Source organism: Paenibacillus hunanensis (assembly GCF_014645615.1).
Classification (GTDB): Bacteria; Bacillota; Bacilli; order Paenibacillales; family Paenibacillaceae; genus Saccharibacillus; species Saccharibacillus hunanensis.
Window position 1 is genome coordinate 19,238 of record NZ_BMMB01000018.1, and the last position, 24,138, is coordinate 43,375.

The 24,138-nt window shown below is 47.5% G+C and carries 17 protein-coding genes; 10 read left to right on the forward strand and 7 right to left on the reverse strand.

Annotated elements, in window-relative coordinates; genetic code table 11:
- Positions 1-257 precede the first annotated feature (257 nt).
- A complete protein-coding gene (pdxR, locus tag IEX62_RS22365; protein WP_188778461.1) occupies positions 258-1,712 on the reverse strand; it encodes a MocR-like pyridoxine biosynthesis transcription factor PdxR in 1,455 nt (484 codons plus the stop codon).
- 494 nt (positions 1,713-2,206) lie between these two features.
- On the opposite strand from pdxR, the gene IEX62_RS22370 reads away from it, so the two are divergent.
- Entirely contained in the window at positions 2,207-2,899 is a 693-nt protein-coding gene (locus IEX62_RS22370) for a LysE/ArgO family amino acid transporter (protein WP_188778464.1), read from the forward strand.
- Between the two features lie 264 nt (positions 2,900-3,163).
- Here IEX62_RS22370 and IEX62_RS22375 read toward each other — a convergent pair whose 3' ends face one another.
- From IEX62_RS22375 to IEX62_RS22385, 3 genes are all read right to left on the reverse strand, one after another.
- Positions 3,164-4,030, reverse strand: a complete 867-nt coding sequence (locus tag IEX62_RS22375; RefSeq protein ID WP_188778466.1) for a sugar phosphate isomerase/epimerase family protein — start codon at positions 4,028-4,030, stop codon at positions 3,164-3,166.
- Positions 4,031-4,278: 248 nt separating this feature from the next.
- Positions 4,279-5,136: a sugar phosphate isomerase/epimerase family protein gene (locus IEX62_RS22380; protein ID WP_188778467.1), complete on the reverse strand. Its 858-nt coding sequence runs from the start codon at positions 5,134-5,136 to the stop codon at positions 4,279-4,281.
- Positions 5,133-6,194, reverse strand: coding sequence for a Gfo/Idh/MocA family protein (locus IEX62_RS22385; RefSeq protein WP_188778469.1), 1,062 nt, complete (start codon positions 6,192-6,194; stop codon positions 5,133-5,135). The genes IEX62_RS22380 and IEX62_RS22385 overlap by 4 nt, the downstream gene beginning before the upstream one ends.
- Before the next feature lie 210 nt (positions 6,195-6,404).
- Between IEX62_RS22385 and IEX62_RS22390 the strand changes: the two genes are divergently transcribed.
- The 7 genes from IEX62_RS22390 to IEX62_RS22420 all read left to right on the forward strand — a co-directional run bounded on the left by IEX62_RS22390 (position 6,405) and on the right by IEX62_RS22420 (position 17,239).
- Entirely contained in the window at positions 6,405-7,277 is an 873-nt protein-coding gene (locus tag IEX62_RS22390) for an AraC family transcriptional regulator (protein ID WP_188778471.1), read from the forward strand.
- Between the two features lie 117 nt (positions 7,278-7,394).
- On the forward strand, positions 7,395-7,613 hold the full coding sequence (locus tag IEX62_RS22395) for a hypothetical protein (protein ID WP_188778473.1): 219 nt from the start codon (positions 7,395-7,397) through the stop codon (positions 7,611-7,613).
- Between the two features lie 275 nt (positions 7,614-7,888).
- Entirely contained in the window at positions 7,889-8,107 is a 219-nt protein-coding gene (locus tag IEX62_RS22400) for a hypothetical protein (protein ID WP_188778475.1), read from the forward strand.
- 526 nt (positions 8,108-8,633) lie between these two features.
- Positions 8,634-10,199, forward strand: coding sequence for a methyltransferase domain-containing protein (locus IEX62_RS22405; protein WP_188778477.1), 1,566 nt, complete (start codon positions 8,634-8,636; stop codon positions 10,197-10,199).
- Positions 10,196-12,979 carry a polynucleotide kinase-phosphatase gene (locus tag IEX62_RS22410; RefSeq protein ID WP_229686025.1) on the forward strand — a complete coding sequence of 928 codons (2,784 nt, stop codon included), beginning with the start codon at positions 10,196-10,198 and terminating at the stop codon, positions 12,977-12,979. The genes IEX62_RS22405 and IEX62_RS22410 overlap by 4 nt, the downstream gene beginning before the upstream one ends.
- Positions 12,980-14,228: 1,249 nt before the next feature.
- Positions 14,229-15,458, forward strand: coding sequence for an RtcB family protein (locus IEX62_RS22415; protein ID WP_188778479.1), 1,230 nt, complete (start codon positions 14,229-14,231; stop codon positions 15,456-15,458).
- A 491-nt stretch (positions 15,459-15,949) separates the two neighbouring features.
- A complete protein-coding gene (locus tag IEX62_RS22420; protein ID WP_188778481.1) occupies positions 15,950-17,239 on the forward strand; it encodes an MFS transporter in 1,290 nt (429 codons plus the stop codon).
- A 429-nt stretch (positions 17,240-17,668) separates the two neighbouring features.
- On the opposite strand, the gene IEX62_RS22425 is transcribed toward IEX62_RS22420, so the two are convergent.
- The 3 genes from IEX62_RS22425 to IEX62_RS22435 all read right to left on the reverse strand — a co-directional run bounded on the left by IEX62_RS22425 (position 17,669) and on the right by IEX62_RS22435 (position 20,948).
- Complete coding sequence (locus tag IEX62_RS22425; protein WP_188778484.1) at positions 17,669-18,679, reverse strand: SDR family oxidoreductase; 1,011 nt, start codon at positions 18,677-18,679, stop codon at positions 17,669-17,671.
- On the reverse strand, positions 18,676-19,785 hold the full coding sequence (uxuA, locus tag IEX62_RS22430) for a mannonate dehydratase (RefSeq protein ID WP_188778486.1): 1,110 nt from the start codon (positions 19,783-19,785) through the stop codon (positions 18,676-18,678). Before uxuA ends, IEX62_RS22425 begins: the two co-directional genes overlap by 4 nt.
- 230 nt (positions 19,786-20,015) lie before the next feature.
- Positions 20,016-20,948 (reverse strand): helix-turn-helix transcriptional regulator, encoded by a 933-nt coding sequence (locus IEX62_RS22435; RefSeq protein ID WP_188778488.1) that lies wholly within the window; start codon positions 20,946-20,948, stop codon positions 20,016-20,018.
- 291 nt (positions 20,949-21,239) lie between these two features.
- Between IEX62_RS22435 and IEX62_RS22440 the strand changes: the two genes are divergently transcribed.
- Entirely contained in the window at positions 21,240-23,075 is a 1,836-nt protein-coding gene (locus IEX62_RS22440) for a motility associated factor glycosyltransferase family protein (protein WP_188778490.1), read from the forward strand.
- A 40-nt stretch (positions 23,076-23,115) separates the two neighbouring features.
- On the forward strand, positions 23,116-24,138 hold a 1,023-nt coding region (locus IEX62_RS22445; RefSeq protein ID WP_188778493.1), incomplete at its 3' end, for an Ig-like domain-containing domain.

Sequence of the window (24,138 nt, forward strand, 5' to 3'; positions counted from 1 at the left end):
TTATCACTTCGCAAATACTAAGCTCCTTATATACTATTAAAGCTCTTTTTGCCTAATGATTCAAACGATATTACAGCAAATAAATAGGTGTACGCTTATCGAATAAGAATAGGCGTACATGCTGTATTTATAGTAAATATAGTCACCAGACACAATACAATCGCTCATCGATCCAATGCTCAAGTGACTGGCTGTAAGATGCATCATGCACGCCTATAGGCTTGGCGGCATCGAATCGGCTCAACGATAACAAGCGGTTACGTATTCATACATTGCTTAACGAGCTGACGCAATCGATAAATGCTCTGCTCCAGCTGCTTCATGTCTGCATAGGAATACGACAAACGGATGTGGTGAGATGCCTGCCAATCATACATATAACCCGGATGAATCAAAATCTGCTCACGTAACGCCAGCGTAAACAGGCGATGGACATTCACGTTCGTCGGTAGGCTGAGCCAGATATAAAAGCCGCCTGCTGGCGCATTCCACTGCGCGATATCGCCAAAATACTGCTCCAATGCAGCCAGTAAGCGGGCTCGTCTTGTGCGAAGCTGCTGACGTACCCATGTCTGGTGCTGCTCTTGATGACCATCTGCCAGCCAGCGTGCAGCGACATACTGCGATAGGCCGCTGGAGCCGTAATCGGTTTGCATTTTAATATCGGCGAGTCGGTCGATCACTGGAACTGGTGCAATGATCCAGCCGACACGAATCCCCGGCGACATCATTTTTGATAAACTGCCCACATACAAAATATTGCCCTGTCGATCCTGTGACTTGAGCGGTGGAGGCGGCTCTTCATCGAGCCATAGCTCTCGATACACATCATCCTCAATTAAAGGTAGAGACAGGCTGCTGGAGAGCTCCAGCAATTCTGCTCGGCGCTCGCTGGACAGGATCGTTCCAGTCGGATTATGAAACGTCGGAATCGTATACAGCAGACCGGGCTGGTGCTCGGTAATCTGCTGTTGTAGATGGTTGATCTGTATGCCGTGCTCATCCATCTGCACAGCATGTACACCAATACCAGCAGACTGGAATACGCGTACAGACTGAATATATGAAGGCTTCTCCGCTACAATACACGATGGTCGCTGGAGCAGCCCAACCGCAATCAGCTGTAACGCCTGAAGCGCACCAGAAACGATCAAAATCGATTCAGGGCTGCATGAAATGCCTTGCCGTGCGGCATACTGAACGATTTGCTCTCGTAAGCGAAGGCTGCCCTTCGGCTCCTCATAGCCAAGAAAAGGCTCATCACTTGTATCGGCTAGAATGCGGCGTACATGTTCCGTTGGCAGCAGGTCAGGCCCCGGCTCTCCCGTCCCGGTACGGATGATACTTGAATCATATTCCGCCTCATTGATTTGGCGAATCGCTGGTAAATTCGGCTGATGTGCTCCAGACTCCACATAGCTGTCCCAATCGATCGTAGCTGCTGCCAGACGATTCCATGTATTATTGACCACTCGTGTCCCGCCGCCCTTATTGCCCTCGACCATTCCCCACGAAGCAAGTTCATCCAGCGCCTGAGTGATCGTGCTGCGATTCACACCGAGCTGTTCTGCTAGCTTGCGCTGTGAAGGCAGGCGTGTACCTACAGGCCATTCGCCGTTACTAATACGTTGCCGTAGCTGCTGCTCAATCTGGCGATAAAGTGGGATCGTTCCATCGCGCTCTAACAGCCAGGAGCGATTAGACCTGTTCATGATAGCTTCCTCCTCACGATAAACGATGCCCTGCATGATACATTTCAGTATAACAGGTGTATGTGGAAGACAGTGAGATGTAAGTGCAGGGAGTACCGTGTGAATCCTAATGTGCAGGCGAAGCATTTAGAACTATGTGCATCGCAGTATGGTTTGAAGGAAGCTTACTTTAAGTGAAGATGACCAGATGCTATGCCTGCATATAGAAGAGCAGCTATAGAGATTTAAATGTAGATAATGGAAAGAGAGAGTACTCATACTTGGAGAGCAAGAGCAAGAGCAAGAGCAAGAGCAGGAGCAAGAGCAGGAGCAGGAGCAGGAGCAGGAGCAATAGCTAGCTCATTAAGCGGCTGTATATAGATCATGATGAAAGGAATAATTCGATTTTCCTATAAGAAAAGAACATTTGGCTGGGATACAGACATTTTATTTGGCTGTTGGATGAGGGTACAGGCATTGATACAATGGGCTTTATGTAAAAGGGGGAGACAGATATGGCTGGTGTAGTTATACATGCTTTTATACTGGCATTGGGCTTGATCCTGCCGCTTGGCGTGCAGAATGTATTTATTTTTCAGCAGGGGATTGTGCAGCGTCGCTGGCGTGCTGTGCTTCCTGTTGTGATTACCGCTGGATTATGCGATACGCTATTAATTAGTGTGGCTGTTGGAGGCGTCTCGGTTATTGTCCTTGGCTTACCGGGTGTGAAGCTGGTGCTGATGGGGGCAGGTGTGCTATTTCTAATCTATATGGGCTGGGTGACATGGAAAAGTGCCTCTGCATCCTCGTCCCATACGTCCACAGTAGAGCCAAATAAACAGATAGAGGAGAAGGAAGGCACTGATGCGATGATAATAGTTCCTATGAGTGCCAGACGGCAAATCGGTTTTGCTTTGTCTGTATCGCTGCTTAATCCACATGCACTGCTCGACACGATCGGCGTGATTGGTACGAACTCGCTACGCTATGAAGATGGGGAGCGGTGGGCCTTTACGTTGACCTGTATTATCGTATCATGGCTGTGGTTTGTCATATTAGCGGTAGCTGGCATGACGATTGGGCGATTGGATCAGAGCGGGCAATGGTTCCGCTGGCTGAATCGTAGCTCTGCGGTATTGATCTGGGGAATTGCGCTGTACATAGGTGTTGGATTGTATGGGGAGCTGCGAGCTGTTATCGGTTTCTGATGGATCATAAAAAAGAGCCAGTATGCACCTATGTGCGTTCTGGCTCTTGATCGTCTAGTTCCGTTGCTTTCATACGATATGCTAGCTTTATACGTAAGCTTGCTTCTTTTAAATTAGCTATCTTGAATCCATCGAACAGTGCGGTAGTACTTGCATTTATTTTCTGGTAGCACTCTCATCGCATAGAGTTTATATAATGATAAAATACGAATAGAGCTTCTATTAAATACTGAAATATTGAATTTGCGATGAAGCCCTGTAGCTTTATTTCGCCTTAAATCGACGAATAAACTCCACAGCCTGGCGAATATCCTGCTCTGGCTGATTACCTACCTCACGCTCAATCGTTAAATAGCCTGTGTAGCCAATCGCCTGCAATGCTTCAAAATAAGAAGCGAAATCGACCTGACCTTCTCCTAATGCCACCTCACGGAAGCCGATACTGCCATCCTCGAACGCAGCAATCTGCTCATGGCTCAGATCGCCATATACATCATATGGATTGACTTCAGCCGTCCGAATCCCGTCCTTCACATGTGTATGCACGATATAATCACGGAGTGTATGAACGCCCTGTACAGGATCATCGCCGGTGACCATCACCATATTAGCCGGATCAAAATTGACAGCGACCCCCTTGTTATCGAGCGAATCGAGGAATATTTTCAAGCGTTCTGCTGGCTCTGGCCCTGTCTCGATAGCAAAATAACCGCCCATATCTGAAGCGAAGGAAGCGAGCTCATTGCACGCTCTTTGCATAATCGCATATTCTGGATCACTCGTCTGCTCAGGAATTACACCGATATGTGTGGTGACGATCGGGCTACCTAGCTCCAGCGCAAGGGTCATTACTTTTTTGGATTTTTCGATCTTCCAGAGATTGTCCGCTTCCTTCCGAAAGCCATGACCACCATAATCTGCGCACAATGCGGATACTTCAAGACCAAGCTCCTGAATAAATGACTTTAGCTCGTGCCGTTGCTCGCTATTCAGATTGTCCGGGTCCATTGCACCCTCGGTTGCCCAGATTTGTACGCCGTCTGCGCCAACCTCCTGTGCTTTTCTGAGATTATCGCGCAAATTCAGCTTGAACGCATCAGCAATAACGCCGATTTTGCCCAGTGCTGCCATAAAGCCACATCCTTTCGATATATATTTTGATATATAATAGTAGATGTTCTCTAAATAAGATTTTATCGATTGCAGAAATAGTTGGTTTGACCTTATTACGTCATCTTATATTCGTCTCCAGAATGAAATGATGAAGCTAGTCTAATGAATGATCTGCTATATAAAAATAAGGCTTGGTGTATACATAAATGATCGTATCTTCATTAAATATCCATTCGGTAAACATTCATTTGGTCGAAAGACATTCGTCACACGGCATCCCAGATTCGACGTACATTGTCCAGCCCGATTGCGGCTCCGCTCACACCATCCTCCATCCCTTCAAATTCAACGGACAGATACCCATCATAGCCAGACGACTTGATCAGGCGCAGAATTTCCCACATGTCCAGATCGCCATGACCGATAATTGCACCGCGCAAATACATGCCGCTCGTGCTTGTAAACCAGCCTGCACCCGGATTGCGATGTGCAGGACGAATATAGAAGTCCTTAATATGCACCATAGAAGCATAAGGTAGATTTTTCTGCACCGCAGCTAGTGGGTTCTCATCTGCACAGACGAAGTTTCCCACATCAAGCGTAGTTTTATAATTAGGGCGATCCACTGCCTGAATGAGCGCCTGCACACGATCAGCATGCTGAATAAGATAGCCGTGATTTTCCACACTGGTGGTAATGCCAAAGCCTGCCGCATGATCGGCAATACGTCGACAGGCTGAAGCAAGTGATTCCAGATGTCGATTGAAGTTAGCGATCGATACATCCGGTGAGGAGGCTACATCATGGCGCATCAGCTTCACCCCAAGCTTAGCTGCAATCTCGACTTCACTCAGCACACGCTGAATCTCCTGCTCCACCTGCTGTTCATCCTCACTCAGAAAATTAGCACCAATCGCATAATTGGATAGCTCGATCCCGCGTGTATGGGCACGTTCGACAATCTGCTCCAGTAGCTCAGGCTGCTCGGTCAAGTTGTAGCTAAGCGGTACAATTTCCACATGCTCCGCACCATGCTCTGCGGCATAGTCGATCACATCAGGAACAGTCATCTCACCAGACGCAAGCTTGCCATGCAGACTATACGTACTCAGTCCAAGCTTCATAGAATCACCTCCCGACGCAGTCGCGCCGATTCATAGATGCCTGTCAGCATCCGCATCATCTGTACACCATCCTCCACGGGGCTGATCGGCTGACTGCCTGTACGCACACATTCGATAAAATGACGAATCTCATTATCAAATGCTGTCGCAAACTGAAAGCTAGGATGATCGACCTGCGGCTGCACATTGAGTACGGTATTGTATTTTTCCGTTGTAATCGATAGCGCTGGATCGACCTCAAAGCCGCCCTTACTGCCATATAGCTTGATCATGCCCTCATTTTCACGCGCGTGCAGACTAAAGCTTACATCGACGAGCAGGGAGGCGCCATTTTTAAAGCGGATCATCACATTTGCCATATCTTCGACATCGTTCTTGGTGGCGTCGTAGTCGGCTGCTTTGTAGTGAGACAGATGCTGGATATGTGCGCGATTGCCCAGCTCATAATACGTATTGCCGCTCACGGATAATGGCTCCGGTCTGCCCATCAGGTACCAGCACAGATCAATAACATGCACACCGATATCGATCAGCGGGCCGCCGCCTGAACGTTCAATATCGCTAAACCAGCCGCCCGGATTACCGAAGCGCCGAATATAGGAAGCTTTTGCATAATAAATATCTCCAAAATCGCCCTGATCACTAAAATGCTTGAGTAGCTGCGCATTGTTATCGTATCGACGTACAAAGCCGACCATTAGCAGCTTGCCCGTCTCTTTTACAGCGGCAGCAATTTGTTCTGCTTCCTCCATCGTGCGACATAGCGGCTTTTCAACGAGTACATGCTTGCCTGCTCGCAGTGCAGCGATACTAATCTCTGCATGCGTATTATTCCAGGTACATATACTGACCGCATCGATCTCTGGATCGGCGAGCAGCTCACGATAATCACTGTAAGCCTGTGCCCGTTCATAGCTTGCCGCAACGGTCTGCGCACGCTCCAGATTCTGATCGCATACGCCACGAATCGTTACACCCTCATGTCTTGCATAGGGGCCTAGATGAAACTCCGAAATACTGCCAGTCCCAATCACACCAATTCCAATCGTCTTTGTCATGATCGACTCTCCTATTCATAATGGCTGAATATGTAGCTGTGTAATTATCCGGATTATATAATCGTTTGCCTTGCTGGAGCATGAATGGACGTGCGGTTTATTTGTACAATTGTGCTATTTTGAGAGCGTTTTTCGTCTGGACGGCTGTATACGAAGTGAGAATGGGGTATAGTGAGGGAAGGAGATTTCTGTGCGAAGGAGGTTTCAGCCATGAATTGGCCTGTTAATCTGCAAGAGCCGATGAGTATGCCTGATCCTTCATTTCCGATCAAGGTGAACTTTTGTGGATCACGTGAGTATGGACAGGTGTTATTTCCGCATCATTGGCATCGGCATATGGAGTTTCTATATGTGGAGAGTGGAGAGGCGATGATCGAGTGTAATGCGAAGCCGATTCATGTACAGGCAGGCGATCTGATCGTGCTGAATAGTCATGATCTGCATCAGGGCATCAGCCTGTCGAGTGAGCTGGTGTATTATGCGCTGATCGCGGATTTGCAGTCGCTGCAAAGTCCTTCGCAGGATGCGGTAGAGACACGCTTTATCACTCCGATGACGCAAAATCGACTGATTTTCCATAGCTATATTCGTGGGGATACCGGGCTACAGCGCTGTATGGAGGACATTATCGATGAATTTCGCGATCGCCGAATCGGTCATGAATTAGCGGTGAAATCGCTCATGTATCGACTGCTTGCTTTACTCGTACGAGGCTATGTCGATGATCTGTCCGATTGGCGACATACGGAAAATCGGATGCGCAATGTGGAGCGCTTTACACCGATTCTACAGCATATTGAGCAGCATTATGCGGAGGAAATGACGATTGAGCAGCTGGCAGAGCTGGCAGGCTTGAGTCGATTTCATTTTAGCCGTGTATTCCGCGAATTAACCGGGCGCACGGTAACCGAATATGTGAATCAGGTTCGGATTAATCGGGCGGAATATTTGCTGCTCAATACAGGGATGACAGTATCAGAAGTCGCGATGGCAGCGGGATATAACGATATTTCTTATTTTAGCCGTACGTTTAAGAAGTATCGGGATAGGGCTCCATCTGATGCAAGAGCAGGGCGCATGTGAGGAGTTAATACTGAGCGCTATAGAGTGAATATGGTGTATTTGTATAATTATGCTCTGTATAGCTGGTGAAATGGATAGGTCACTACATTTGGAATGGTAAAAGGGGAATAGAGCGATATGGTAAATGGTTTGGTGTGGGCGGGATTGATCGCGATGGCAGGAGCGGTGTTTTTGAGTAGCTCGTGGATGGGCGGCGGCTATGTTAGCGATGTGGATGAGACAGCCGCACAGGAACGGCGTATTCGCAAAAAACAGCGCATGCGCTGGGCGATGTGGTGTCTGGTGCTATCGCTTGTGATGTTTGCACTGGCATTGCTGGTGTATAATTTGCGATAGAAGCAGAAGCAGAAGCAGAAGCAGAAGCAGAAGCAGAAGCAGAAGCAGAAGCAGAAGCAGAAGCAGAAGCAGAAGCAGAAGCAGAAGCAGAAGCAGAAGCAGAAGCAGAAGCCATCTGTTGTGCTAATTTAAAGGGCACAGCGAAGCATGTACTCATGCAAATTCGCGGTTGACAGAAAACGGAAATGCAGTTTATGATGTTGACTATTCGAGGGCAGCAGACGCTGACCGCTACGTATACATTACACTTCGAGAGAAAAGGAGGTCCGGAAGAGATGATGAACACCAATCTGTATTTGCAGGCATTCACATTGCTAAGCGAGTTGAGTCGTAACGAGTATAATCCTCGTCCCGAGGAATCCAAACAATTCCAGCATAATAGCAATACGATACAGATTGAACTGACTGATCACTCCACCCGGATCTTCGCAGTGGCATACAACCTTGCTTTCTCGCCTGTTCGGAGCTTGCACGCCTTCCTGTGCGTAGCCTGATACAGACGCTAGATAAGCTGTAAACTCTGCATATCGAAGATACATACAACCGAACAATTTATCTTAGCTTACTGTGTACACTTTCAGGCGACATGCTCGCAAGGAAGTGAACGGACAGTATGAGCAGGAAGATTGCAAGGCAAACCGGCTGTGGACTGAAAAGTCTGCGGCCTTTTTTGTATATAAAATGGGTTGTGTCGCAACGATATTCGCCATCGTCCAAGGGAAGTAGTAGTGTAGAAGGAAGAAGTACGAAGCAAGTCGAAGCAGATTGAAGCATAGAACATGTTAAAAGCACTAAAAGCACTAAAAGCACTAAAAGCACTAAAAGCACTAAAAGCACTAAAAGCACTAAAAGCACTAAAAGCACTAAAAGCACTAAAAGCACTAAAAGCACTAACTTAATCAAATGTCTATTGACTACACAGCAATATCATAAGCAACTACTCGCACATAAGATCCAAACAAAGCTCCAGCGGAGCAAGTCCAAACCTATAGCCACACCCTATCAAAGGAGGCAGTAATCATGTACTTAAAAATTCGATCAGTCGGACAGGATGCCGGCATGATCTCGCATTTACTTGCGAAAAATCCGCATAACCTGTATGACCGCGATGAAAAAGGCGCGCGTGTGCGTATCGTATATCCCGTATTCGCAGAGCAGGAGCTGGAGGTGCTGCTGTTCGTAACACCTGATCCTGTCGAGCTGGTGAAAGGAACGCCAGATAGCTATGACATTACACAGTATATTAATGACCGCGAATTTGCAGTGAGCAGTCTGTTTTGCTCGTACCTGCGGTCTGCACTTGGAACTGCGCTCAATGGCAAGCCCAAGGCAGACTATGCCGAATGGGTGCAGCACCCTTTTCCGATGGAGGTCAGCTTTGGCCCGGTCGCTTCCAATTTGCCGGATGATGTTATGACGTTGTTGTTCACATCGCTTGGGTATGACGTGCGCTTGGAGCGTCCAGAGACATCGTATTCCTTTAAGCTAAAGGAGCGCAGCACGATTCGCGCAGTTCATTTAACAGGTAGGACGACATTACAGCAGCTGCTACGTCAGCTATTCGTGCTGATGCCCGTGCTGGATGATTACAAGCATTATTACATTGGCGAGGAAGAGGTTGAAAAGCTGCATCGCTACGGTGAAGGCTGGCTACTGGAGCATCCACAGCATGCGTTCATCGCTCGCCGCTCACTGCGATTCGCTCCGCTTTTGCGCCTGTACCGTCAGGGGTTACCGGAAGAGGTAGCACAGGATTTTGATACGCGTGGTCGCTTTGTGCGTGCAACGGATGAGGATGCCGATTCGCAGCTGGATAATGGGATAGCAGAGCAAGCGATGAATGAAACGGAAGCCTCACCTTCGAATCTGCTCGATGGCTCGATCAATGAAATTGCAAAATCAGAAAATACAGTGGAATCAGAAGAAGTAGCGGAAGCAGCTTCCGAGCCAGCCCAGAAAACAGCTAAAGCACCGCGGCTGAATGAGCTGCGGTATGAAGCGATTGTCGCTTGTGTGGGCGAGCTTGAATCCCACCGCCGCGTAGTCGATTTTGGTGCAGGAGAAGGCAAGCTGTCTGAGCGATTGGCTTCGATTGCAGGCGTGGAGCAGGTATGGGCGGTCGAGCCGTCTGCTTATGCAGGCGTGCGGGCGCTGGATCGTTTTGCGGCAATGGAGGAAAAGGGCGCGAATGTCGTGCCCCAGCTGGCGACGGGCTCACTCTTTTACAGGGATGAGCGCTGGAGTCGCCATGATGTGATGATTCTATGCGAGGTAATCGAGCATATTAATGAAGCGAGATTGCCGATGGTGATGCGCACACTATTCAATGATTACCAGCCACAAACGCTTATTATGACTACACCAAACCGTGAATATAACGCTATCTATGAGCTGGACGAACAGCGGATGCGGCATGCGGATCACCGTTTTGAATGGACACGTGCGGAATTCCAGACATTTTGCCAGCAGTGGAGTGAATACGGTGGATACCAGGTGACATTTGAAGGAATCGGCGAGCGTTCAGATGAATATGGACAGCCTACGCAAATGGCCATTTTCCAACGAATAGGAGGGGATAGAGGATGAGTGACCAGCAAAAGAGAGAACATGAGATGTCATCGCAAAACGATATGAGCGCTGATGCTAAAAACCAGCAAGCAAAGCTGGATGATGGGCATGCCAAGCGCTCAGGTGACGGTCGCGATACGTATACAGCTAATGAGCCGCAAAATCAGTCTCGTGCAGTCACTTCGGATGAAGCACCTGTACTGGAGCTACCTGTAGGAGCGATCGTACTGCTGATGGGCGCTTCCAACAGTGGTAAAACGACATGGCTACAGCAGCAGATCGAGCAGGGTATTTTACAGCCGGATGAAGTTGTATCCTCTGACCGTTTTCGTGAGATGGTGAGTGGACTGGAGCATCTGGACTGGCGCCGCCCGTCACGCGATGAGAGTGAGGTGTTATATCAGCAATACCATCTGATCTCCGATCGGGCATTCCACATTATGGATGAGGTCGTGCAGGCACGTTGCCGCCTGAATCAGATGACATGGATCGATGCGACCCATATTCATGAGGCCGATCGAACCAAGTATGTAGAGATGGGGCGTCGTTTACATGTACCTGTGCTGATCATTGCGCTCGATGTACCGGAAAAAATATTGCTGGAGCGCGATCGTGACCGGAAGCACCCGCGCGGACGTGACCGAATCAAGCAGCATTATCGGAATTTCCGTAGTGAGATCCATCGACTGAAAAAAGAGGGCTTCCAGCAGGTGCATATTCTTCGTCCGCATCAGCTAGCGACACTGCAAATGGTACGTTTACCACATCCATTACTGCATGAGGTTGGCGCAGGCATTGATGTGATCGGCGATATTCATGGCTGTTATGAGGAGATGCTGGTGCTGCTCGGGCAGCTTGGGTATGTACCGGATGAAGCTGGAATTTACCATCATGCTGACGGTCGTATGCTCGTCTCGGCTGGCGATGTGATGAGCCGGGGGCCGCGCTCAATCGATACGATGCGTTTCTGGCAACGACAGCTTGCCGCAGGGCAGGGGCTGATGGTGGATAGCAACCACGGCTGGAAGGTCGCGCGCTATCTGCAAGGTCGTCAAGTGAATATGACGCACGGTGATGAGCTGTTCGTTGCTGAATTGCAGCAATACGAGCAGGAGCATGGAAAAGAAGCAGTGGAGCAGCTGAAGGGTGAGTTCCGCAATATGCTGCTTGCTGCACCATCCCATCTCATTTTCACGAAAAATGGTGTGCGTTGTGTGGTCGTAACGCATGCGGGTATTCGCGATCATCATATCGGGAAGCAGTCGAACCGCATTTCCGATTATTGTCGTTATGGTGAAACCGTGGCAGGTCAGCATTCAGATAAGCCGATACGTACGGATTGGTTTAACGAGCATCAATCGGGTGAGCTAATCGTCTGGGGGCATGATCCACGTCTGCAACCGACGATTGCGAATCGCACGATCAACATCGATCAGGGCGCTGTATTTGGCGGACAATTGACAGCCTATCGTTATCCAGAGCAAAGTTTCGTCTCGGTGGAAGCGAAGCAGGATTATGCCGCTGATCCAGATAGCCCACTCATTCGCCTGCGCAAGCGCCGCTTTGCTGCACCGGATCTGGGACAGTTTATTCAGGGCTATAGCGTGCTGACAGATAGCTATGGAGAGATTGGCGTGCGTGCCGAGTTTGTTAAAGCCGCGATTGATACGACATCTCATTACACGGTGCCGCTGGAGGAGCTGGTCTATATTCCACCAACGATGGCACCACCTCATGTGTCGGCACTGCCAGATTATCTGGAGCATCCGGCTGAGGCTGTAGCATATTATCGTTCGCGTAATGTGAAGCGACTGGTGGCTGAGAAAAAGCATATGGGAAGTCGTGCGATTGTACTGCTATTCCGCAATGAACAGGCTGCACTTCCATATATCGGACGTCCATTACAGGGCAGTATCTATACACGTACCGGACGCGCCTTTTTCCAGCCACAGCTAGAGCGCGAGATATTGGAGCGGCTACGTAGTGATCTGGAGCAGGCAGGCTATTTTGATCGCTATCAGACCGATATGGTACTGCTTGATGCCGAGATTGTACCGTGGAACCTGAAGGCACGCGAGCTGATCGCATCCCAGTATGCCCATGTAGCTGAAGCTGCCCTGCATGATCGGCAGACGATTCTGAATACATTGCAGACTGCCGAAGCGAACGGTCGTCCGGTACAGGAATGGGTTGGCGAATGGACAGAGCTGCTGCAACATGCAAATGTCTTTGCCGAAGCGTTCCAGGCGTATTGCTGGGATACCGATGGCATGGAAGGCATTCGCATCGCACCATTCCACATTTTGGCTCATCAAAATCATGCCTTCACTGAGCATGAGCATGTATGGCATATGGAGCATGCGAAGGAGCTTGCCGCTTGCTCTGATCTGCTGATGGAGACCGAATATAAGGTAGTCGAGCTGGATGAGGATAGTGAGGATGAGCAGCGGCTGATCGATTGGTGGACAAGCATTACCGAGGAAGGACACGAGGGGCTGGTCATCAAGCCGGAATATATGACTATGCACGCTAGCGGCAGATTAGTCCAGCCAGCGATCAAAGTACGCGGACGCAAATATTTGCACATCATTTATGGTATGGATTATTTGCACCCCGACAACCTCAAGCGTCTCAAGCAGCGCAAAACTCGCAAAAAAGAACGCCATGCACTGATGGAATTTGCACTGGGCATAGAATCGATCGAACGCTTCGTTCGCAAGGAGCCATTGGAGCGTATGCACGAGTGTGTACTGGCTGCACTTGCACTGGAGGCAGATGCGGTTGATCCGCGGCTGTAGATGACAATGCAAATGACGTGGAGATGTACTTTTGGCAATCGCTACTTTGCATGGTGAGCAAGCTTGTTGTGCCTGTTGTATGAGCCACTCTGGATGGTGAGCGTACCGATGTGTTTGTTGCATTAGCCGCTCTGGATGGTGAGCGTATCGGTGTGTTTGTTGCATCAACCGCTCTGGGACGTTGAACATACTGGCATACTTGTGGCACCAGCCACTCTGGACGGGGAGAGCAAGGATGGATCTGTCGCAGCCACCACTCCAGGCAGAGAACATGCCAACGACCTCCGGTTAAGCCGGGATACTTGGAATGGGGAAAAGCGGACGTATCCCGGCTTAAAGGTCGGTCTTTTGGCATCGTTCTCTGCCTTCCGTTCTGTGATTGGATGAAAGGTTGGTTATCACTAGCTGCCTTCGTTCCGAGTGTGTTGTGCTACTCTGGCAGTTGTAGGATTTTGTAATAAGCTATGTGCGCAGGACGTTTGAAGATTTTATAGTGGTGCGATGGTATGACTGTATATGTGCGGTTAAAGGTCTACTACAATTGTTTTATAGTTCATGCTGTATATAGAGTCAGTGATGCTTGTGCTGAGGTAGTGATTGAAGCATTCAGATAGGTATAATGTAGTCATTTAAATAATAGATTCATCACGCTAGTTGATTTATATAGAAGATAAAAATATCTTAACTGGATATTATGATGCATTTAATTTTCTGAGTTTTAAAAAGTAGCTTGATCTATAGCTTCATCTAAAAAGTTCTTTCTATATAAATATTAATTACTTGTTTGTAGCTTTAAAGTTAGAAAGTAAATAGGATATCAAAAGTACGCTGAAGTTGATGCGAGTACTACGGAACGGAGGGAAGGAAATAAGGGAAAAGGACGACTTTGGAGCCCAGGAATCTTCATTTTCTACTACTTCAAAAGATTCCTGGGCTCCACCTGAGTCCGTTCCCTTATTCCTTACCGTAAGTGATGTAAGCTTCCCATCCAAACAGATGCATACCCATTCATAATTCAATGAAGTCATACACAAAGTCACAATAAAAAGCATCTAAAAACCAACTCAGCAAAACAGAATACATCAAGATCAAAAAATTATCTGTCTATCGAACATAATCAATGCAGTAAAGCAGCAAAAGAACGATGCCCATAGCGCAGCCGCAGCATTTAGTATCACATTAAAAGTAGCATACGAACTCAGCTGTCTCATCATAACGCTAGGCAGCTTACGATAAAGGAGGAAAAACAATGGCTTTTCAAATGATTGAAGGCGTACGAATATGGGGTGATCCTGATGCAGGGGCGGTGAGTCAGGCGATTACCTGTTCGCAGCATGGCAATGTCGTGCAAACACTGTTGATGGCGGATCATCATAAGGGCTACAGTCAGCCGATTGGCGGTGTGGTGGCGTACAGCGGTCAAATTTCACCGTCGGGGGTAGGATACGATATCGGTTGTGGGAATAAGGCAGTGCGTACGAATCTGCTGGCATCTGATGTGATGCCGCATATCGGCAGTATCATGGATCGAATCGCCAGCACGATCGCCTTTGGCGTAGGACGGGGCAATCGGTATATGGTCGATCATGAATTGTTTGATGATCCAGATTGGAATGTATACATGCAGGTTGCCGGGCAAAAAGGGCATAATGATCTGAAGCAGCTGGCTCGTCAGCAATTAGGAACCGTAGGCAGTGGCAATCACTATGTCGATCTGTTCGTTGAGCCTGCGACAGATCGGCTGTGGATCGGGAACCATTTTGGAAGCCGAGGCTTTGGGCATAAGACGGCGAGTGGATTTTTGAATCTGGCGGCAGGTCGGGAATTTTTTGCCAAGGCACCAGGAGAGCATATGGATCAGCCGCCGGTGCTACTGAATCTGGATGATGAGGTGGGCGAGCTGTACTACCGTGCGATGAAGCTGGCTGGACGCTATGCGTACGCAGGACGAGATGTAGTGATTGATGAGGTGCTACGATTGATTGGAGCAGAAGCTGATTTTGCCGTGCACAATCATCATAATTTTGCCTGGAAAGAGAAGCATGCTGGACAGGATACGATCGTTGTACGTAAAGGGGCAACCCCTTCTGCACCGGGACAGCTGGGCTTTATTGGCGGCAGTATGGGTGATATCTCGGTCATTGTCCGTGGCAAAGATAGCGTCGAAAATGTAGAATCATTCTACAGCACTGTGCATGGAGCTGGACGGGTGATGAGCCGTACACAGGCGGCGGGCAAAATGAATTGGAAAACACGGACTCGTTCTGGTGGAGCCATTACACGGGAACAAATGCGTCAGGCGATCACGGATTATGGTGTCGAGCTACGCGGTGCGGATACCGATGAGAGTCCATTTGTGTACCGTAAGCTGCAAACGGTGCTGGATGCGCATCGCGAGACGCTGGATGTACTGCATGTGCTGCGTCCGATTGGTGTGTGCATGGCAGGTGCGGATGAATTTGATCCATATAAGGATTAATGAAGGAACAGCTGCCAGCGTCGCTTCAAAATAACAGGTCATTAACGGATTCAGGATAGCGCATTATCTAGGATGAGGTTATGGATCATTCACTTATACAGCAGTCCCCATCGGCTGCTGTATATTTTTTTATATTATTATAATTCTTAATTGCGCTATTTTTATATAGATAAATATCGTATATGCGTATAAAATGATAAAAATAAATTCCATTTTATTGAATTTTTTTGTGTGTAAGTGCTATACAATTGTAAGCTGACGTGCGATACTTAAAAATGATAAGTGAGAAAAGAAAATCACATCCCTGATTTTTCATCGCCACATGTATTTTATTTCAAAAAAATCAATAAACATGTACTGCATTGATCTGCGATTGTATTGTAGATGTACCCGATTTCTAATCCATACATACTACACCGCATTATGCCATGATTCTTACCATCAATATTGTGTTCTCTAGCTTTTACTTTATATAGAGAGGGATGTAGCAAGTGATAAGAAAATCGTTTTATATGCTATGGGGTACACAGACGGTGTCCAATATAGCCGATATTGTCTATCAGCTTAGCCTGATCACACTTGTATTCACAACAAGTGGCTCGCTGGTGACGACGATCTTTATTCCGCTCCTTCGCTTATTGTCCAAAATGGTGAGTGGGCTGGTCGCACCTATCGTAATGGCGCGCTATCCGCTCACATCGATTTTATTAGGCTCACAGCTAGGACAATTTGTCGTGTTTACGGGCTTGATCAGCTATTTATGGCTAGCACCAACACCTTATTTTCCACTGGTATTTTTGACGGTCATCGGTATGTCCTTTCTGGATGGCTGGACAGATCCAGCGCGTAACGCATTAATTCCTAGGCTGGCAGAAGGTGAAGGGCTGATCAAGGCAAATGGTCTGATGTCGGTGAGCGATCAGATTGTACGTTGCTCCGGCTGGGCACTCGGCGGTATTATCGTCGCTGTGATCGGCGCGTTACCGACGATGTGGATTGCCTCGGTTAGTTATTTTCTGGCGATGTTCTTCACTGCGTTTATCCGTGATCCGTATGCGCGTGCTGGACTAACAGCTGCACCGGAAGCTGTAGATGGAGACGCGGACAATACAGTCAGCAAGCCCTCCTATGGTGATCAGCTATCCAGTGGCTGGAAAGCATTGCTGGCTAATCGCCGTGTGCGTCTGATTGCGATTATCGATAATATCGATACATTAGGGGGAGCGGCTTGGATTGGTGCGTTTGTACTCGCATTTGTTATTCAGGTGCTACATCAGGATGTAAGCTGGCTCGGCTTTATGAATGCAGGCTTTTTTATCGGCTCGATTGTCGGTGGTCTGCTGGTCGTAGCGATTGGTAAACGAATCTGGACGAACGCTTACCTATACATGCTGGTAAGTCTGATGATCTATGTGGCGATTGCTGTTGCATTTGCGCTCAATGTATATCCGGTTCCAGCCCTTATTTTACTAATGCTTACCGGTCTGCCTGTACAGGTAGCAGGTGTTATTCGTTCGACCTTGATTCAGCAAAATCTTACGCCTGCGGAAGCGCCAAGTGTCATGTCCGCACTGAGCGCACTGAGTAATCTGACCTTTGCACTGGCGATGCTGTTCCTGAGCTGGTTCGCGGATCGCTTTGGTATGCGGGATATGTATTTGCTGGCAGGGCTGTTAACAACAGTTGCTGTTATTGTAGGCTATGTCTGCCGGTCGGTGTTTCGCAAGGAACTGTCCGAGTCGTATGAGACGGAAGAAATGGCAGTTGTGAATAAGGCTTAATGTATACAGAATCGTTGCAGTTATGGGAAAATTCGCACTTTGATGAGATTTAGAAAACGAACAGTATCGTTTTTAATGCATCGCACACGTATAACCGAAACTGCATAGTGAAAATGAGATTGCTCCACTGGACGTTCTCTTTTCCAAAGCGAAAAGCCTTCCGACGAACGGAAGGCTTTTTAGTCTAGTATTTAGTTTAGCATAGCGTATAGGCGATTTCGTTTAGATAGAGGGTACACCGTCATAAGCTTTATTTAGACATAGACATAGACATAGACATAGACATAGACATAGACATAGACATAGACATAGATATAGATATAGGCAGAGTTATACACGTAGGCGTACACGCTCGCTCTAGCAAACATTTCACGTTATACCATTCTACATCTATAGCAATGCCGTGACATCCTCCAATACAACCTCTCCCTACACACCTGAATACGCCATAAATCCACCATCCACCGGTACCGTAATCCCTGTTACAAAGCCCGATGTATCCGCATCAGACAGCCATAACAGCGTACCAAGTAGATCATTCGGCACACCGAAGCGCCGCATGGGTGTATGAGAAATAATCTTCTCTGAGCGCTCTGTCAGTGAACCATCCTCGTGTTTGAGCAGACGATGATTTTGCTCCGTGAGGAAGAAGCCCGGCGCAATCGCATTAACTCGGATACCACTCTCAGCAAAATGTACCGCCAGCCACTGCGTAAAATTGTTGATTGCCGCCTTGGCAGCAGAGTACGCAGGCACCTTGGTCATCGGGCTATACGCGCTCATGGATGAGATATTGATCACGGTAACGCCGGGACGTCCCACCATGCGACGGGTGAAAATCTGTGTCGGAATCAGCGTACCGATCATATTCAGATCAAGCACCTGTCGGAATCCATCGACCCCGATATCGTAAAAGGTCTGCATATTCTCTACATTCAGATCCTGCTCGCTAAACGTCTCACCCGTTGTATTCGCATCCGGTCGATTCCCGCCTGCGCCATTGATCAGAATATCGCACGGACCTAGCTGCTCTGTCACTGCCGTCTCCGCTACGATCACGCTATCCTCTTTCGTTACATCGCAGGCAACCGCGATCGCCTCGCCACCCTGTGCCCGAATATCGGCAACGACCGCTTCACCCTTTTCCAGTGTCCGATTGAGAATCGCTACACGGCAGCCCTGACGTGCCAGCTCCAATGCCATGGAGCGACACAGCACACCCGCCCCGCCTGTAATGACCACCACCTTGCCGCTAAGCGAATCATGTAGCGGTAAGGGCTTTAATTCTGTTTCGGTCGGCGGCTGTTCGCCCTCTACATGGCGAATGACCTCACGCAGTGTCTGGTCAACGAGCTTGTTACCCGTCGTTGGCGCAGCTGGAGAAGTAGGAGGGGCAGAATCCGAAGCTGCTTGTGTATGCTGCTGCTCGTGTTCGCTCATGATGCATCCTCCTTGCTGCTCTGCTGTGCAGATGCGAGGGACTTCGCTTGACCTCGTGCGTGAGCGTCCCACAATCCCCATAGATACATAATGCCAAGTGCACGATCATACAATCCATAGCCCGGGCGACATTGCTCATCCCATAGATGGCGTCCATGATCCGGGCGGCAATAGCCTGTAAAGCCTTCCTCATGATACGCCTCTACGATTCCAGCGATATCTACGCTACCATCCTGCGTCCGGTGCGACGTTTCCTGAAAATCACCATTCGGCTCCACCTTCACATTGCGAATATGGGTAAACGGAATCCGATCCGCAAATTCATGCACCATCCCGATAATATCATTGTCCGGATTAGCACCGAGCGAGCCAGTACACAGGGTGATGCCGTGTGCTGGACTATCCGACAGGCTGAGGAAGCGGCGAATATTGTCCTGATTGCGAATAATACGTGGCAATCCGAAGATCGACCATGGCGGATCATCCGGGTGAATCGCCATCTGGATGCCATTCGCTTCAGCAACCGGAATAATCTCATCCAGAAAATACTTCACATTACGCCACAGGTCTTCCTCTGTAAAGCCCTGATAGGCTTCAAACAGCTCAGTCAGATGCGCTAGTCGCTCTGGCTCCCAGCCGGGCATCGTCAGTGCAGAGTTAGACTGGATTTGCATGACCAGCTCGAATGGATCGATATTTTCAATACGGCTATATTCATAAAATAACGAATTCGAGCCATCTGGTAGCGGATGGTGCAGATCGGTTCGCAGCCAGTCAAAGATCGGCATAAAATTATAGCAGATCACCTTGACCCCGGCTTCACCCAGATGCTCAATCGTCTGCTTGTAATTAGCGATATAACGGTCGCGTGAAGGTAAACCGAGCTTAATGTCCTCATGAATATTCACGCTCTCCACGACCTCGATATGTAATTCATGCTGCTCTGCGAGTGTTTGTAGCTCGCGTATGCGTTCCTGCGGCCATACTTCACCGACAGGAATATCGTGGAGCGCCCAGACAATGCCCTCCACACCTGGAATCTGACGAATCTGTTCCAGAGTTACTGTATCATTTTGCTCACCAAACCAGCGAAATACCATGCGCATAAAGATATCATCCTCCATAATCGAATGGGTAATGGTGCCTGAAGTGCCATGACAAAAACAGGTTAAACGAAACAAAAAAACCGGGCAATAGCGCCACGTCTGCCCGGCTGCATGCGATATACGGTATAAACGCTAGCAAATATCGGACAGCCGCTCAGACGATTCTACATTAAAAGTGGGTAGCCTGTTTCTGACGAACAGCCTCCACCCCTGTAGATTGCCGGAATGTATTACACACCTGCTTCAAGCGGCTGACTCATATGCAACTGTGTTTTACGATAATGACTTGGTGAAATGCCAGACCAGCGTTTGAATTGACGACTGAAATGTGCAATATCCCGGTAGCCGAGTGTGGTTGCAATATCCTGAATGGACATATGCGGATCGGCGAGCAGTAGCTTGGATTTGTGCAAGACCAGATTGGATAAATAGCTGCGCGGGGAAATCGCAAATACCTGATGGAAAATGCGGTTGCAGTGCGACGGACTGATACCCAGTTCAGCCGCAATGTCGTCGATGCCATAATGCGATTCTGGACGCTCTTCCTCCGTCAGATTACGGCTGACAATCGCCTGTAAACGGGCAGCAATCTGGTGAGCCAGCTCCATATGGGCATACGTCGATGGAGACGCCTGCGCCGCTTCGTTCAGCAAAATCTCCCATAGCACACTGAACAGCTCAAATGATGCCGCCTGCAAACGAATGCGGCGAGTGATCATATGCTGTCCACCATGCTCGGCTGCCTGTACGAGCTTCATAATGCAGGGCTCGATCTGTCTGGCGGCAAGACTATTTTTGCGGAAAATCAATTGATTGGTTCGCTCCAGCAAGGACAGGAATACACGATCATTCATTTCAAAATGAATGCATACATACACCAGCGTTCCTTCGCTAATGCTGCGACTCATGTGATTGACCCCTGGAGGCAAAATAACTAGATCACCAGCCTGCTGTACATAGCTGTAATCCCCGATCTTCATTTGCTGTGTCCCTTGAAGCACATAATTGATCTCATACTGATGATGCGCATGGCTCGGACATTCCCAGTCGCGGCTAACCTCGCGCATATGAATCCCGAGCAGATTAACCGATGTCTGTACATCCGGGCAAACGGTTTCCGATACACTGAGACCCCATTCCGGAGAAATAAAGGAAGTGGACATAGATAACCTCCAATCTCACATTTATGGTTGCGTGAAATTCGACTCCAACATGCTGGATCAGCCCAAATAGCGTGACGAAGATGGATAAGGGTAATTTTGCTAGCGTCATTAACTTCAGCATACATGTATATGAAGAAAAATGAAAGGGTTTTCATTGTGCTGGAATTAAATAAAAAAAATAGCGCTAAAAAAGACGCAATTTTTTCCGATTAATAATAGTAAGGATTAGCAGTTTATTATAATCCAATTAATAGAAGGAATTTTTTGAAATTATAAGAAAGTGAGGATGAAATGGGAGATTTAAAAAATGAATATATAATAAAAACGAAATTTCCACATTTGGATGACATCTTACAGGGAAGGAGTTCGCAGGCGAAAGCGATTGAAATTGAGCCTATTCATACAGGCGATAATAGCAATTTGCATATCCGTTATGGCAACCGAGAAGCCACCATACATAATGAGGAATCTCCCTGGCAGGAAGCACATGATTTATTTTTACAATTAAAGAATGCATCGATCGATCATATGATGTTTTTTGGGATGGGATTGGGACATCATATTTTGCAATTTCAGCGGCAATTTCCGCATATTCCATTTTCTATTTATGAGCCGAGCGTGGAGGTTTTCCAGCAATTCACGAAGCATGCAGTATTGGATGAATGGAATATGGATCAGTGGCGGAATCTGTTTGTGGGTGATCATGAGCAGGAATTGGCGAAGCATCTGAGAGGGTTTGTTGATCGGACACCGGGTACGATTTCCAGTTGTGCACTTTCCGCGTATGCACATGTATTTGAGCAGGAAAAGCAGGTTTTTAACACCCTACTGTCCAACACGCTCAAGGGAAAGCATGGCAATTTGCAGATCAGTAATAAATTTAGTGTGTTCTGGCTTAGCAATAGCCTGCGTAATTTTCAATATGTACGCAGTACGCCTAACATCTTAAAAAAGCGAGAAAACTTCTATAATAAGCCCGTTATTATCGTCTCGGCAGGGCCTTCGCTGAATGAAGAAATAGAGCACTTGAAAATGATCAAGCAGGAGCGCTCTGCCTACATTCTGGCTGTCGGCTCAGCTTTATCTACATTAATTCATCATGGGATACATCCGGATGCAATATGCAGCTATGACCCGAATCCAGGTAACGGTGTCGTGGTCAAGCAGGTGATGGAGCAAGGAATCGACGATATTCCACTTATATTTGGCTCGTCAGTAGGTGGGATCGATTTGGGGAATTATCCGGGACCGAAATGGCATATGATTACGAGTCAGGACACGATTGCAGCTTACTTTTTGCCGGCTGCACAGACGGGGTTACCTGTTGTATATGATGCTTCTTCGATTGCAATTATTACCTTACAGCTACTGTGCATGATGGGCGCAGGGCCGATCATTCTAGTCGGTCAAAATTTCGCTTATAAAGGAGCATTACGATACGCACAGCATATCGATCATATCGATCCTGTGCATTATTTTGAAGGGGCTCCATTAGTAAAAACATCTAGCGTACAAGGCGATATGATAGGCACCAATCCAGCTTTTATGAGTATGAAGAAAGAGATGGAATTATACATCGGCTTATTTAATAAAAAAGACGTTTTTAATACGACACAGGGCGGTGCTGATATCAAGGGTACTACATTTATAGCCTTGAAAGATATCCGAGCTAAGTATTTAACGCCAAATACAGTTGAAACAGATTGGCTTCTACACCCTACAGCCAATTCGACTTCATTTACATTAGCTAATCAATTAGCTTTACTTCAAAAAGAACGCCAAGAGCTAACCAGGTCATTTGAAGAATTCAGACATATTTTTAAAGATATGCACTTTTATGCAAATCATGAACAGCGAGACGAATTACAGCAACTCTTCGTTATTTTTGACAGTGCATTTGATCGCTGGCTGAATAATCTATATTCTAAATTACTCCTTATTCCAGCTAGTCGCACTCAATATGAACTTTTATATAGTCAGGTTGAAAATGTGTTGAAAGAACGCAATCCTGTGCGAAAAGCTAAGTTGATTATGCATTATTATGCACTGTTTATTACTCATACACTGCAAGTCGATCAGGAAGTAAGACCATTTTACGAAAATATGATAGAAGTGCTCTCTAGTTAAATAAGAGCTAGCTAAAATATAGAAATAAAGGAGTACAACGATGACAAAAAGGAAAAAATTACGTTTAGCAAAATGGGAAAAGACAACTAAAGCGATTGGTGTCAGCCTGACGATTATTCAGCTAAGCAGTATGTCAATGCCAATGGCCATGAACTATGCTTCGGCAGCTGATACATTCATGGAGCAAAGCCAGAGTGAAAACAATCAACAACCTCATACTGTTAGTAATGATGTATATGCAAGGGTAGCTAGCGATACGGTAGCCCCCGAAGCGACATTTGAATATAGCGCCCTGAGTGGGTATCTACGTCTGAATTTCGATGAACCGGTGCAAAAGGGATATGGCTATCTGAAAATCTATGATCAGGCGACAGACGAAGTGGCTGCTTCGATTTTATTTTCAGGAAATGCCATGATTTCGGGCTACCATATCGATACCACGGGTCTATCTGAACATAGTGCTTGGTTCCATGTGACAGGTCTGCAAAACGACCACAGCTATAAAGTAGTGGTCTGGTCAGGCATGTTCCACGACCTTTCAGGTAATACGTATGCAGGAACCGGCGATTCCGGATGGAGCTTTAATGTAACGGATGTCTCCACGCCAGCTTTGAAAAGCGTGCACCTGTATGATCCTGGAGCTGGAGAAAAAGCATCCCTGAATATGTTCTTCAATAAACCGATGCATTTTGGTCGAGAAGGAAGTATTCGTATTTATCGGAGTGCGGATCATGCGATCCAGCAAACGATGACCATTCATGATGGAGCGATGTCGGGAGCTAGCTATAACTGGTTCAGTGGGAATCAGACGCTACAAGTGGAACCGAATCAAGCGCTAGCAGACAATACCGATTATTATGTCACAGCTACGTCGGGAACATTTATGGATTGGGGCGATCGCGAGCTGACAAACTTCACAGAACCGAATACGTGGAGTTTCCGAACAGCGGATCATACTGCTCCGCAAGCGACATTTGAATATAGCGCCCTGAGTGGATATTTGCGTCTGAATTTCGATGAACCAGTGCAAAAGGGATATGGCTATCTGAAAATCTATGATCAG